9 protein-coding genes are annotated in these 14,988 nt (G+C 45.6%); 6 read left to right on the top strand and 3 right to left on the bottom strand.

What is annotated here, in order from left to right; genetic code table 11:
* The first annotated feature begins 179 nt into the window (after positions 1-179).
* Positions 180-3,920 (top strand): alpha-L-arabinofuranosidase C-terminal domain-containing protein, encoded by a 3,741-nt coding sequence (locus tag ABEW32_RS14480; RefSeq protein WP_430188696.1) that lies wholly within the window; start codon positions 180-182, stop codon positions 3,918-3,920.
* Positions 3,921-4,061: 141 nt separating this feature from the next.
* Here the strand turns inward: ABEW32_RS14480 and ABEW32_RS14475 are convergent, their stop codons facing one another.
* Both ABEW32_RS14475 and ABEW32_RS14470 read right to left on the bottom strand, forming a co-directional pair.
* The gene (locus tag ABEW32_RS14475; protein WP_430188695.1) at positions 4,062-5,459 is read right to left on the bottom strand and encodes a phytase; all 1,398 of its coding nucleotides are present in this window, start codon (positions 5,457-5,459) and stop codon (positions 4,062-4,064) included.
* Positions 5,460-5,569: 110 nt separating this feature from the next.
* Entirely contained in the window at positions 5,570-6,448 is an 879-nt protein-coding gene (locus ABEW32_RS14470; protein ID WP_430188693.1) for a helix-turn-helix transcriptional regulator, read from the bottom strand.
* A 193-nt stretch (positions 6,449-6,641) separates the two neighbouring features.
* On the opposite strand from ABEW32_RS14470, the gene ABEW32_RS14465 reads away from it, so the two are divergent.
* The 3 genes from ABEW32_RS14465 (at position 6,642) to ABEW32_RS14455 (ending at position 11,651) form a co-directional block, all read left to right on the top strand.
* Positions 6,642-8,585, top strand: a complete 1,944-nt coding sequence (locus ABEW32_RS14465) for a glycoside hydrolase family 127 protein (protein ID WP_430188692.1) — start codon at positions 6,642-6,644, stop codon at positions 8,583-8,585.
* 27 nt (positions 8,586-8,612) lie between these two features.
* Positions 8,613-9,983: a glycoside-pentoside-hexuronide (GPH):cation symporter gene (locus ABEW32_RS14460; protein ID WP_039276538.1), complete on the top strand. Its 1,371-nt coding sequence runs from the start codon at positions 8,613-8,615 to the stop codon at positions 9,981-9,983.
* 276 nt (positions 9,984-10,259) lie between these two features.
* On the top strand, positions 10,260-11,651 hold the full coding sequence (locus ABEW32_RS14455; RefSeq protein WP_430188691.1) for an MATE family efflux transporter: 1,392 nt from the start codon (positions 10,260-10,262) through the stop codon (positions 11,649-11,651).
* Positions 11,652-11,737: 86 nt separating this feature from the next.
* Here ABEW32_RS14455 and ABEW32_RS14450 read toward each other — a convergent pair whose 3' ends face one another.
* Entirely contained in the window at positions 11,738-12,727 is a 990-nt protein-coding gene (locus ABEW32_RS14450) for a zinc-binding dehydrogenase (protein ID WP_430188690.1), read from the bottom strand.
* A gap of 134 nt (positions 12,728-12,861) precedes the next feature.
* On the opposite strand from ABEW32_RS14450, the gene ABEW32_RS14445 reads away from it, so the two are divergent.
* Entirely contained in the window at positions 12,862-13,734 is an 873-nt protein-coding gene (locus ABEW32_RS14445) for a LysR substrate-binding domain-containing protein (protein WP_430188689.1), read from the top strand.
* A 22-nt stretch (positions 13,735-13,756) separates the two neighbouring features.
* Positions 13,757-14,863: an RDD family protein gene (locus ABEW32_RS14440; RefSeq protein WP_430188687.1), complete on the top strand. Its 1,107-nt coding sequence runs from the start codon at positions 13,757-13,759 to the stop codon at positions 14,861-14,863.
* Positions 14,864-14,988: the final 125 nt, after the last annotated feature.

The following is a 14,988-nucleotide window of genomic DNA, read 5'->3' as shown; positions in this document are numbered from 1 at the left end:
CAGAGTATTCTCTGTGATGACTGCTTTTTTATTGTAGTTTGTTCAAGCATTTTCTTTATAAATCTGATTTATTGGATTGAAAAAGGTACACAGGATAAGGTACTATAGTTATATAGTATGTATTTATATTAATTAATTAGGTATTACATTAATAAATTATAGGTATAGGAGCCACAAAGATGACCAAATTCCAAGATCAAATCATTGCGCGGTACAAGTTTGATGATGCAGAGAACGTCGGCAAAGATAGCTCCGGACAAGGTAATAACGGGATTGCTTCAGGCACAGCAGCACCTACGATCTCCCATGCTACCGGAAGAGCGGCTTTGGCACTTGAGGGAGGCCCCAACGGAACATCTTATATACAGCTTCCTTCCGATCTGTTTAAAGATGTAAGCGATAACACCGGTGTTACAGTGACGGCTTGGGTAAACTTCGGCAGATTCACGGATATGTGGGAACGTGTTTTTGACTTTGGTAAATCCCATACGGGTCCTTATATGTTTATGACACGAAATCTGCGCGGGACTCTCTTCACTGAGGCTGATTTATCCGTTGACCCGGGAAGAGGTTTTGTCAGGGATGAGTGGATGCACATAGCGCTGTCTGTCATCGGCACGGAAGGCGGTACATTAAGCAGTGCAGGCCCGGTGGTATATGTTAATGGTGAAGTGGCAGCGGACGGTTCCATCAGTCAAACCTCCAGTGGCAACTACGCCAAGCTACGCAAATGGTTTGAAACGTTTGCAGATACGACCAACTATAGTAACAATTTTATCGGTCGTTCCCAACATGCAGCCGATGTAGACTTCGCTGGCTCGGTTGCGGACTTCCGGGTTTATAAAGCAGGCTTGACGGCGGATGAAGTCATTGAGGTCATGTGCGATTCATTGACAGATGAGGAGATCGTGAAGCTTGCCCGAGATAAGTATTTATCATTTCCGACGACAATTATAACCAAAGACATAGCTCTGCCAACGGTTCTGATGGGTGGAAGAGTAGAAGTGACCTGGAAATCCAGCCAGCCTAGCATACTCTCTGACAATGGACAGGTTCAGGCGATTACTTCCGCACAGGGAGTCACTGTTACGGCTCTGTTGACCAGAGGTTCAAGCCGGATCGAAGAAAGCTTTGAAGTATCCGTTCTTCCAGAACAGTTGCCTCCATGCACGCTGACCATTCATGGGAATAAGGAAGTTGTGGATGTCAGCGAAGTGATGTACGGCTTGTTCTACGAAGATATCAATAACGCGGCAGATGGCGGGATATATGCAGAACTTGTACAAAATCGCTCCTTCGAATCCTTTGAGTTTGATACGTATTCCCATGCTTCGGGTGAATGCGGCTGCTCTACAGGACGGAACCGCAATCCATTGTTCGCCTGGTCTGGTGATACGGACAAGATGGCTCCACAACATAGCGGTGGATTAAATGAGTTTTTGGGCGCAAAAGACAAGGATGTGAACTCTTATTACGTAACAGTAGCGGATGGGGCAACGATTCGAAACAAAGGCTTTTCCGATTCTAACCAGAATTGTGCCATGTCCATCCAAGAGGGCGCCAAGTATGAGTTCACCATCTGGGCAAAGGCCGAATCTGCGGGTACAATCACACTGCAACTTCAAGACTCGAAGGAGAAGACCGTCAGTGATTCGGTAACCGTGCAGGTGGGGGGTGGAAACACGTGGAAAAAATATGGCGTCCACTCCAAGCTGGTACTGACAGGTACAGCTACGGTTCTGGGACAGCTGGCGCTTACATTTGAAGGGGACATTTCCATTGATATGGTCTCCTTATTCCCACAAGATGTATGGGGGGCAGGAGAGGAAGAGCAATCCCCATCGGCACACGCCAACTATCAGGGTAATCCGAATTACCGATTGAGAAAAGATCTGGTGAACGCACTGGTCGGCATGCATCCGAAGTTTTTGCGTTTTCCGGGGGGGTGTATTTCCGAAGGATCGTTTATATGGGAAAACGTATACGACTGGAAGGAGTCCATTGGGGATATCGAGCTGCGCAAGGAAAACTTTAATGTATGGGGCTATATGATGACCATGGGTCTTGGTTATATGGAATACTTCCAGTTGGCAGAAGACCTCAATGCAGCTCCGCTTCCAGTTATGGCCTGCGGTGTGCTCTGCCAAGCCCGCTCGGATTATGCTCATCCGGCTGGAGGCGCATTAAGAGAATACTATATCAAGAATTTTACGGACCTAATTGACTTTGCGATCAGCGTTGATTTTGAACATAATGAATGGGCCGCCATGCGTAAAAAAATGGGCCATGAAGCACCGTTTGATCTGCGTTATCTGGGCGTGGGGAACGAAAACTGGGGCACAGAGTTCTTCGCCAACTTTGAAGTGTTCAAGACATCGATTGATGAGTACATGGAGAAAAACTACCCGGGATATGAGCTGCATATCATCTCCACGGTTGGCGCTCAAGCGGATGATGATGCCTACCAGCAGGGCTGGAAGTTCCTGAGCGGTAATATGAAGGGCTCTGCCAAGGTTGCTTTTGCAGACGGTAACCAGGTGACGGAAGAGACTGTAACTTGGTATGAAAAGCAAAAAGACTACATGGACACCATTGCCGATGAACACTATTACCGTTCTAATGAGTATCTGTTGAATAATGTGGACCGCTATAATTACTACTATAGAGCTTATAATGCGGATGGCAGCATCAACTGGAAAGAAACGTCGAAGGTTTTCGTTGGGGAGTATGCTTCGACAGATAAAAATACATTGGCAGGCGCAGTCGCAGAAGCAGCGGTGATGACGGGCTTCGAAAATAACGCCGATGTCGTCCGGTTGGCTGCCTATGCACCGTTGTTTAACAAAGTCCTGACGGACGGAACGTACAGATGGACACCGGATTGTATCTGGTTTGATGACGAAACCGTATGGTTTACACCAAACTATTATGTGCAGAAAATGTATGCCCAATATTTGGGCAATAAAGTATTGACCACTTCGTTCTCTACTTACAAAAACGGCCAGCCAATTGACCTCATTCCTCAGGGTGGAATTGAGATCGCGACAGGTAACGCCGAGGTTGTGGTTAAGCGTGTGACTGTTACTTCGAATAAGGACGGCAGTGTGCTGCTGGATCAAGATTTTACCAAGGAATTGAATTCAGCCTGGAAAGTTATTCCTGGTTCCGTAGGATCTAAGGTGGAGGAAGGCAAGGGGCTTGTCCTCAAAGCCCAAGATAGCGGTCTGAACGGCCTGTACATCTTGAACGACAGCTGGAACAACTATAAGGTAGAGGTCGTTGCTTCCCGCATTTCCGGCACGGACGGTTTTTATGTGGGTGCAGGTCTCACGGATATTACCGCTGAGAAAAAGAACGTCATCGAATACGCGATTGGCTATGGCGGCAATGCTACCGGCGTGAAGGTTTACAAGCAAGGCATAGAAGGCTATACCATGGGTGACTACTCTTCCAGTACAGCTGCGGGCAACTTGAGAGCAGCCAGCTATGAAGAACTGGCCGATAATACCGACTACACCATCACGGTGAACTATGGGGGAGAAACGGGCAGCAACCTGATTTGCTCCTACACGGACGGCAAGACAACCAGCAAAGTGCTGGATTACAAGCTGGAGGCTTATAACAGAGACGTGTTTCATTCGGTGACCCGAGATGCTGGACATGTATATGTGAAGCTTGTGAATGCCGACAACGTAGATAAGGCAACGCAGCTGAATCTACAAGATTTGAATGTTGAGTCCAGCGCCAAGCTGATTACACTAACCGGCGATTCCTCGCTTGTTCATGTACCTAACGTGAATAAGAAAAATGATGAAAAGGTAGTGCCTACTGAACAGCAAGTCGCACTGCAAACGAATTCTATTCTCTTACAATTACCGGCTAACTCGGTAAATGTACTGGTACTGGATCTAAAGGCGTAGTACCACTAAGAAGTCAGGCGAAGAGTTTTGTGTTTTTCACACACTGGACATATTCATATGAAAAGTTAAAACCCGCTCATTGAGCGGGTTTTTTCTATGAATCGAGTCAGAATGTTGTTGTATCGATTTCCCTGACGGGCATTACTTCGTGCTTCTGTCTACCAATTCACGCGGATTGGTGCCATCGTCTACCGTAAGCGGCGTAGGAGCACCTGTAGCAATTCGCTCCCAAGGTACCATTTTAAAGTTCTGATTTAACTTCTTGCCGTTTTGGAGATTTTCGTCATCTTGTGCAACGAAGATGCCATGTGGGAAATTCTTGCCTAATCCGTAGCCAAGAACATCAATACCGTCTGTGACAGACGTACCGTCTACAGTAGGGCTGTCACCGATTGTGAAGTTGCTAATATAGGCATTGTCGCCTTGTCGTTCATAGATGGCATAGCTGCTGTTGCCTTGGCTGGAGGCCATAAGATACCCCTTGCCGTCTTTGCCGTAATACAAAGTGAGTCCCTCAATGTCATCGTGAAGTCTACGTCCATCTGCAATATCAACACGTCGCAGCGGCTTGGATGAACCGTCTGGCTCGGCGCTATATTTCCAAATGGCGTAGTCCTCTTCAGCAATGTACAGCGTACCATATTCATCATCAGCGACCATGCCCTCGGATTGCGTAGCCAGCTTAAACTGGCGGACAAGCTTGCCGGCAATTTTGCCGTTTCCATTGTCAGTCAGCTCATATTGCTCAAACTCACCCTCTTTGCCCAAAACGAGTGCGTAAAACTTATCTGTTTTGAGGCTATGGTACAAACTGAATCCATATACTTCTTTCATGGTTGCTTTAATAGGTTTATCAACCACGTTGGTTAATGTTCCTGATTCACCGTCAATGGCAAAGATATCGATCGTGTTATTGGTACGATTGGTTGCGCCTGCGATATCAATTTTTTTACCGCCCAATGTGAAACCATAACGAAGATCCACGTTGTTCATTTTTCCGACTTTCATGTTTTGCAGTTGCTTGCCATCCAGATCATAGACTAAAATTCCGCCGCCTTTATTGGTAGCTAAAATTCTGCTCTTGTCCGGATCAACCGGATTGAGCCAGATGGCAGGGTCGTCAGCTGCATCTTCTCCATCCTCTACGGCTTCTGTTTCGACAGAGGGAAGTACTTTATAGGTGGGAACTGCGTCCTTGGGATCTGTATATTTACGATTCTCTGCTTCAAGTGTAGTGATCACTTTGGTAGGAAGATATACATTTCCATTGATCATCTTAATTTCTCGGTCCGCTTTTCCAGTTTGGCCAGCTAAACGATATTGCTTCTCACCGACTGTAAAAGTCCCGACAATGCCGTTTTTCAGCTTGATCAACACTGAATGATCATCACTATCCCATGTAATGGTGGCCCCCATTTTATCTGCCTGTGTTCGTAATGGTGCATACCCAGATGGCTGAGTGTCTGCCGCATGGATCAGGTCTGGTGATACCAAAATCCCGGTTAACATGGTTAATAATGCTAGTTTAGTTGATTTCATATGTATGCCCCTTTTCTGAAGCGAAGATGATATAACCGACTCAGTATAAAGTGACAGTATCAAAAGAATACAATCAAAATGTAAAGGAAATGTAAAAGAGACGTAAACATTCAATTAGAGGCCGGTTTCCAGTATTGTTGTCTGTAATTTTTCGGCGACATTCCGAATCTTTCCTTGAAGCACTTTGAAAAATAGCTGGCTTGAGAGAATCCTGTTTCCTCCGTAATTTGCTGGATGGACCAGTCGGTTTGCAGCAAAAGACTGCGTCCCTGATCCAGGCGGTAGTCCATTAAATACTCAAGCGGCGTGCGCTGGAAGGCGGCCTTCATGCATCTGGCAAGATAGTTTTGATGTACGTGAAAATGTGCCTCCAGATCTTTATTAGTGACGGCATTTCTGTAGTTTTGTTTTAAAAATATTTCGATCTGTTCAGCTAACTTGGAGGAACTGCTTTTATAATTCTCATCATATTCCAAACCCTGAAAAATATTCACAAATGTTTGTTGAGTCTCCCATAGAGCCAGCTTTCGAGTTTTTAAAGTAGAGGCTAGTAAATAGTCCAATTTGGAGAACAGCTCATGGGGATTAATTAATTTTTGGTATTTGGGTAGGTGGATGGTGGTATGTTCTGAGTGAAAATGCAACTCAGGAATGGGGGTGCTAGGGATAATAAGATTAGGCGAGGATTGGGCACACCACAAACTGTTGGTTTGAAAATGAAACCAGTAAAAGGAGGTTTGTTCTGTACATGCCTCGATGGGAAAATGATGCTTATCCGGCTCAAGAATGAGGGCATGATTTTCGGTTATCTTCCACGAATCGTCCTCCTCACCGATGTGCAACATTCCTTCTTTAATAATAATTACGTCAAAATAACCCAAGTTATAGCGATTCGGATGCCAGTCCCCTTTTTGGTATGTAGTAAAATTCCCCTCTATAAAATATGGCAATGGAGGGACAAGGAAAGATAGAAAGTCTGTTTTGCTCACGGAAGTCAGCTCCTTTGTGTGTGAAATCGTATAAGTTTTAGTTAAAGATCGCGATTTTTTTTATAAATTCAGGTTGATAAAATAAGGACTGTAGCCAAGGGAACTTAGGTTAACTTGTTCGATATTATCATTACTTTATCCTTATTTTTTCAAAAATGAAAGCGTTCTATTTCCAGGAAAGGATGTTTATTCAATGAAAACGGCAAAGCCAGTGAAGCATGTCATCGTCGATGATTCATTTTGGAAAAAGTATAAGCAGGTTGTGGCGGAAGAGGTCATTCCCTATCAGTGGAAAGCATTAAATGATGAATTACCAGATACAGAACCCAGCCATGCGATTGAGAACTTTAGAATTGCAGCCGGGGAATCCAGCGGGGAGTATTATGGAACCGTTTTCCAGGACAGTGATCTTGCCAAATGGCTGGAGACGGTTGCTTTTAGCTTAAGGGATCATCCCAATTCTGCGCTGGAAGAGCGGGCCGATGAAGTCATTGAACTGTTGGGAAGAGCTCAAGCTGAGGATGGGTATTTGAATACGTACTATTTGCTGAAGGAGCCTGACAATCGCTGGACGAACCTAAGAGATAATCATGAGTTGTATTGTGCCGGACACTTTATAGAGGCGGCTGTTGCTTATTACGAAACGACGGGCAAAACGAAGCTTCTTCACATTATGGAGAAATACGTAGACCTGATCCAGCAGATTTTTGGTACGGAAGAAGGGAAACGAAAAGGCTATCCGGGGCATGAAGAAATTGAACTGGCCTTGATCAAATTATACGACGTAACGGCTAAGGATCAATATCTCAAACTAGCGCAATATTTTATCGATCAGCGGGGACAGCATCCAATTTATTTTATGGAGGAGCAGGAAAAGAGAAAGCATATTCAAACAGAGCCCACCTGGAATGATGATAACAACATTAATTTCGGCCTAGGCTTCGAATATCAGCAGGCACACCAACCTGTGCGGGAGCAAAAAGAGGCCGTCGGCCATGCGGTAAGAGCAGTGTATTTGTATATTGCGATGGCAGATCTGGCTGCCAAAACGGGAGATGCTTCCCTGTTACAAGCCTGTGAAACGCTGTGGGATGATGTCACGAACCACAAAATGTACATTACCGCCGGAATCGGGTCTACAGTGAACGCAGAAGCATTCACTTGCCATCATGATCTTCCCAATGACAGCATGTACTGCGAAACCTGTGCCTCTGTAGGGCTGGCTTTCTGGGCTAACCGTATGCTGCGCTTAGCGCCGGACCGGAAATATGCCGATGTTCTGGAGCGCGCGTTATACAACGGAACGATCAGCGGAATGGATCTGGATGGGAAACGGTTTTTCTACGTGAATCCGCTGGAAGTCAATCCTTTTCAAAAATCGAGAAAAGATCAGGAGCATGTAAAAACAGAGCGGCAAAAATGGTTCTTCTGTGCCTGCTGTCCACCCAATTTGGCGCGAATGATTGCATCGGTGGAAGACAATATGTACACCCAGACCGAGGACACATTGTATACGCATCTGTATATTGCCAGCAAGATGAACATGACTTTATCTGGTCAAGAGGTTGAAATTACACAAACTCATCATTATCCGTGGGATGCGGATCTCACTCTTTCGATCCATGTAGCAGAGCCAACTGCATTTAAATGGGCACTGCGAATTCCAGGGTGGTGCAAGCAGGCAGAGGTCAAGGTGAATGGGGAAGTCATAGCGCTAGACCAGCTTGAAAAGGGCTATGTCGAGATTCAGCGCACTTGGAAGGACGGCGATGTGGTCACTTTGCATTTGGCTATGCCGGTGGAGCGCATTCGGAGCAACCCGCTTGTCTCCATGAACCAGCAGCAAGTTGCTCTTCAACGCGGCCCAGTCGTGTACTGTCTGGAAGAAGCGGATAATGGGGCGAACCTGGCAGGATTAAGAATACCAAAGGATAAACCCGTTACAGAAGAGTTTAGTGAAAATCTGCTGGGTGGTATTGTAAAGCTGGCCATAGAGGGATATCGGGTAAAAGGTTCAAAGGCATTATACAGCTCGGAGCCCCCTGAACTTGTTCCTCAACAAATTACCGCCATTCCTTATTACGCCTGGTGCAATCGGGCCAAAGGGGAAATGCGTGTATGGGTTTATGAATCATAATTCATTCGCATGGGGAGAGGAAAGATCATGAGTACGAGAATTGTGAGTACGGAACCACCTGAAAAAGCAACCAGTACCGTTCCTTTTCATCGTAAAATCAGCTATTCGTTAACAGATACGGCAGGCAACCTACTTTACTGTGTCATTTCCAGCTATCTATTATATTTTTATACGGATGTATTCGGTCTTTCTATCGGGATTGCCGGAACATTACTATTTATCACCCGTTTTATCGATGCCATTGATGCCCCGATCTGGGGCATCCTGATTGACCGGACCAAGTCCAAATACGGTCAGAGCAGACCTTATTTTCTATGGTTAGCTGTTCCGTTCGCCGTGTTCATGGTCCTTACGTTCACGACGCCCAATTGGAGTGAATCAGGGAAAATTGCATACGCGGCTATCACTTACATCATAGCAGGTATCCTATATACGGGAATCAGTACACCGATTACGTCTATTCTGCCTAACCTGAGTACCAATTCCAATGAACGCGTAGTTTTGAACTCTTTCCGTATGGTCGGGGGAAACGTGGGCTTCTTCATCGCCACGACGTTCACTTTACCTCTGGTAGCCTTCTTTGGACAGGGGAATGATCAAAAAGGCTTTTCTTTAACACTCGTTTTATTTGGAATCATGGCGATTATTATGTTCTTCATAGCTTTTGCCGATTTGCGGGAAAATGCGGCAGTGAAAACGAAATCTGTCCCGATTGCTAAAAGCTTTACAGCCATCAAGCGAAATTGGCCTTGGATGCTCGTTGTAGCTGCTAACCTGTGTTACTGGATCGGCTTGAATATTCGTTCGGCCACGCTTATTTTTTATCTGCAATACAATCTGGATAGTAAGGACCTGGTACCTTTAATCAATGGACTCACCTCTTTGCAATTGATCTCGATGGTTCTGATTCCGTTCTTCGCCAGAAAATTAAGTAAAAATACGATCATGATTATCGGATTGATCTTAGCTGCACTAGGTCAAGTCGTGATTTTAATGGGGAGCACAAACTTAACCCTTATTATTGCTGGTTGGATCATAGGTGCCTTAGGATCAGGCTTTGCGTGTTCGATGCCATTTGCAATGTTGTCCGATACAGTAGATTATGGGGAATGGAAAAATGGAATTCGGGCAAGTGGGTTCCTGACTTCTATTGGAAGCGCATTCTGTATTAAAGCGGGTAGCGGAATTGGCGGATTATTGCCAGCATGGGTTATGGGTAGCACAGGCTATATTGCTGGAAAGGTTCAGACCCCGACTGCTTTGTCTGGCATTCAGTTCAGCTTCATCTGGCTGCCGTTTATCGTCTTCTTGATCGGAATCATTCCTATGTTTTTCTATAAAAAATTCGAAAAGAACGAGGCTTCTATTCAGCAAGACTTAATCGCGAGAAGATCATAAGTGTTCACTTAACAAGATATTAATGACATTTCATAACATGGTCATGCTGCTTAAAAACCTGTTCACTGAGCTGAGCAGGTTTTTATGTTTTTTTCTATTGAAATGTGAGCAAAACCATTGACAGAATTTTCTTTTAGAGTAATACTTCTATGTAGAGAAAAGTGTACAGAATCAAGAGCCAGAGACATCTAGCCTTGCAACTTTATACATTTTTTCGCCATGAAAGACTCTTCTGTTGAAGGGTTTTTTTCAATTTGATAAAAAGAAAGTGATAATATGAGTCAACTAAGTGTAAGGATGAGAACGCATGGCTTTCTGAATCGGCATTTTTCAGGAGAGTCCATTGATTATCGGCAGATTATTGCCCTGTTTATCCCGCTTCTGATTGATCAGGCCTTTATCGTGGGTCTCAATTTGGTGAATACAGCCATGATCAGCTCGTCAGGGATGGCGGCGGTCAGTGCCGTAAATATGATTGATTCATTAAATATTTTTCTAATTAATGTGTTTGTGGCTGTGTCTACCGGGGGAACGGTTGTCGTGGCGCAGTATAAGGGGAGCGGTAATGACCTTATGGTCTCTAAAGCAACCTCTGGTACCATATCCTCCGTTTCCTTGCTGGCCTTATGCATCAGTCTGTTTATGATCGTGTTGTACAATCCAATTTTAAGTGTGCTGTTTGGCTCTGCCTCGCCTGATGTATTGGCTAACGGCAAGGTGTATCTGCTGGGAAGCTGTATGTCTTTTGTAGGGATTGCAATTGTTGAAGCGGTATGTGGAGCGCTGAGAGGGATCGGCAAGACGAGGGCATCGCTGGCTCTTTCGCTTATCATGAACCTTTCGTACGTGCTGCTGAATGTCGTATTTATTAACTTGTTGGATATGGGTGTACTGGGCATGACGATTGCAGTCAATGTGTCCAGATATGCTGGGGCTGCCTGCGCGTTGATTTATTTGGTCAGGGTAGATGACGACTTGCGTGTCCAGCTTAGAGATATGCTTTATTTTAATCTGGCTATGCTTAAAAAGATCCTGTTTATTGGTCTTCCTTTTGCGGCGGAACAGATGTTTTTTAACGGGGGTAAAATTTTAACCCAAATTTTCATTGTAAACCTGGGGACCAATGCATTGGCGACGAATGCCATTTGCTCATCCCTAGCTAACGTGTTCCAAATTCCTGCGAATGCTCTGGCTCTTACAATTGTAACCGTGGTTGGTCAATGCATGGGGCGGCGAAATGTACACGATGCCCGCAAGTTCACCAAATCGTTTATTTGGCTGTCGTCCGCTTCATTTATTGTAATGGGACTAATCCTAATGCCTTTATTTAAGCCGATGGTGGGGCTGTTTCATCCGCCTGCTGAAATTGTAGACGACATTTTTATGGTCATGCTGATTAATACGTTGGCCCAGATCCCGCTCTGGTCCATCGCCTTTATCACACCTTCTGCGCTTAGGGCGGCAGGTGACTCCAAATTTACGTCCCTCACCTCTATGCTGTCCATGTGGCTATGTCGGGTAGTGCTCGGATATGTTTTGGGTATTGTGTTCAATTGGGGAATTGTTGGTGTTTGGCTGGCTATGGATATTGAATGGGGGGTGCGGGGGATCGTTTTCCTCTGGCGCTTCCGCGGCAGCAAATGGGTTCAGCATCGATTGATCGACTGAATAGGTCCACTACTATAAAATTGACCTCGGGAAGAGGCCTTTTATAGTAGTGGATTTTTTTCTAGACGCATAGGGTTACGTGCGTATTATTCCATGCTGATCCCTATATTGCCTAACTGCGCTCCCTGCTGCATACGGTAAAAGGCTTGCGTCGTATCTTGTAGAGGGAAGACGCCGTCTATAATGGGATGAAGGGAATGACGCTCCATGAATTGGAGCATATCTGCGAATTCCTCGCTGCTCCCCATAGAGGTACCGATGATGCTGATTTGCGGAAAAAATATGGAGCGAAGCGGAAGCTCTATATGATCTCCTGAGCTTGCGCCAAATGTAACGATCCGACCATCCGGTTTGATGACATCCAAATATTTGTCGAATGTAGCGGGTCCGATGCTGTCAAGGATCAGATCCACGGTGTCTCCGTTCATACTTTCTTTCCAATCGCTATCACTGTCGAATGCATGATGAGCGCCATGGGTGAGGGCAGCTTGCTTTTTGGCTTCGCTACGTGATGTGACGCTGACCTGTGCGCCCGCCGCTAAGGCCATAAGCATGGCATACGTGGCTACCCCGCCGCCAATACCGGGAATGAGGACATGATCCCCTTGCTGCAATTGGCCTCTAGTGAAGAGAGCGCGGTAAGCGGTCAAGGCAGACAGAGGCAGCACCCCTGCCTCTTCCCAAGACAGGTAAGCTGGCTTGCTGATGGCATTTTGAGCGGGAATGATGACCGATTCGGCCAATGTCCCATCTGAAGGACCGCCCAGAATGGCAGGAACCAAGGGAACGAGGTGCGTCTTTTCCCATCCGATACATGGATTGATGATTACTTCAGTGCCAACCAGCGAGATTGGGACGCCAGCGCCTACAGCTTCAATCACGCCTGCTCCATCCGATCCGAGAATGAGTGGAGCATCGTTGGCGGTTCGATCCGCCATGAGGAACAGATCCCGATGGTTCAAGCCTGCGGCTTTGAGTCTGACCTTCACTTCACCATGCCCTGGCTGTCTGTCCGTAACGTTCTTATACGTCAGGCCCTCAAGGCCTTTTTTACCAGTATGAATTATAGCTTTCATTTCAAAGCCTCCTGTGGTCGATTTTAGATGCATTTGCATGTACTTTGAATTGTACAGAGTGGCAAGCATCCGGTAAAATGAACAAAATCGAACGTCAGTATCATAAATGATCATACCAAGCAGGTGACGTATACATGGAAAGCAGTGATTTGAGAATTTTTCGGGCGGTTGCTCGCGAGGGTAGTATCACAAGGGCTGCACAAGTGTTGAACTATGTACAGTCCAATGTAACCTCACGGATTCAGCAGCTTGAGGCACAATTGAACGTACCGCTATTTCGCAGATCTAATCGCGGAATGACGCTAACATCGGCAGGAGAGAATCTGCTGGAGTATGCGGAATCCATACTAACCTTGCTCGACGAGGCAGAGAAGTCTACTCAATATTCGGATCAGCCTGCCGGACCGTTGCGATTAGGCTCGATTGAGACGACTGCGGTTACGCATCTAACGGCTTTATTGACGGGATATCACGCTCAATACCCTGATGTACAGCTATCGCTTATGACCGGGGGGACGCATGCTCTTGTACAAAAGGTATTAAGTTACGAATTAGATGGGGCATTCGTCTATGGTCCCGTTGATGATCCGAATATAGAGCATATGGCGGCTTTCGAAGAGGAGTTGGTGCTTATTTCGGAACCGGGAGAAAGTGATATGAGCAAGCTACTTGCCAAGCCTATGCTATTCTTCGATGTAGGCTGCACACATCGGGCAAGAGCGGAAGGCTTTCTCAGCCATGCAGGAGTGGATGCGTATCAGATTATGGAATTTGGAACATTGGAAGTCATTTTGGGTGGTGTAGCCTCTGGTCTGGGGGTGTCCATGCTTCCACACTCGTCAATTGTAAAGGCAAAGGAGGCGGGAAGGATTGCTGCGCATCGTTTACCCGAAACCTATCGTAAATTAGAGGTGTGGTTTGTTCATCGGAGGGATTCGGTATACTCTGGTGCGCTATCAGGCTTGCTCCACTGGATGAAAAAGGATGCTATACTGAACTGGGATTAAATTGACATCAGGGGTGTATCATTTGGAAGAACCTAATTTATCGAAAAATCCAACTACATTTGCGCCAGAAGAATACGTGAGGAATAGTGGTGGCTATCAACGACGAGAACCAGATAAGATGGCGGCATTATCAGAGACATACGGAGCTTCTATCTTTTTCAGAAGATGGGCAGCCTGGATAATTGACTTCATCCTTATCGTTTTCGGATATGGAGGACTGGTATATTTCGCAGCGAAAAAACTATCTGAAACGGAAACCCCAAATATGGGTATGGTAGTGATACTCTTCTTGATTGGCTCTTTCTGCTATTATCTGTTGCTGGAAGGACTTACAGGCTATACGCTGGGCAAGTTTGTACTTCGTATTCAGGTCGTGAATGGAGAAGGAAGGCCGCCAGGCATCATTAAATCTTTGATCCGTACGCTCATACATCTGGTGGATACGAATCCGCTGCTTTTCTGGGGGCTGCCCGCCGGTATATGTGTGCTGGTGACGCCTAGGAAACAACGAATTGGAGATATGGCCGCCAATACATATGTAGTTAAGGTACGGGATTTGGGGAAGGTAGACAGAAAGAAAACCGGCATTATTGCAGGTGCAATCATCCTAATGACGATCACTTCGATTGTCTTGGCTGTATCCTTAATTTCTACGCTCATTACTCAAATCGTGAAGCCAGAGGTATTTATCAGTAAGGATAACCAGTTTGCGATTACAGCTCCGTGGAATTGGTCACGAGATAATGGGATTAATGAGGAAGCGGATATTTCCATTAAAAATGAATTTACCGATAGATACTTGATTGTATTGTCTGAACCGAAAAGCGACTTTGACAGCAGTATGACCCTTCAAGAATATAAAGGGATTATTGAAGATCATTTGGTGTCAGAAATTACGGACCCTGAATTGGGAAGCGCCTCTGACAGGGTGGTGAATGGATACCCAGCCATTGAATTCACCCTAAAGGGAGAAGTAGACGGGATCCCGATCATGTATAATGTGACCACGATTGAAACGCCTTCACATTATCATCAAGTGCTTGCTTGGACCTATGCTTCCCGATACGGTAGAGCCCAGCAAGAGCTGCGCAAGATTAGAGATAGTTTCCGTGAAATGAACATGATGTAACGTGAACATGAAGCTGCTACTATATTCGAAGTTATTAGGGTAAACAAAAAAAGCAGATAGCTCATAGGAGCATCTGCTTTTTTTTATTTAAGCTGAATTTAAAAGATGAACATCAAAAACGGAGC

It is taken from the genome of Paenibacillus jamilae (assembly GCF_050482105.1).
GTDB lineage: Bacteria > Bacillota > Bacilli > Paenibacillales > Paenibacillaceae > Paenibacillus > Paenibacillus jamilae_B.
Note: the sequence above shows the minus strand (reverse complement) of the source record. Positions and strands in the feature narration are given on the sequence as shown.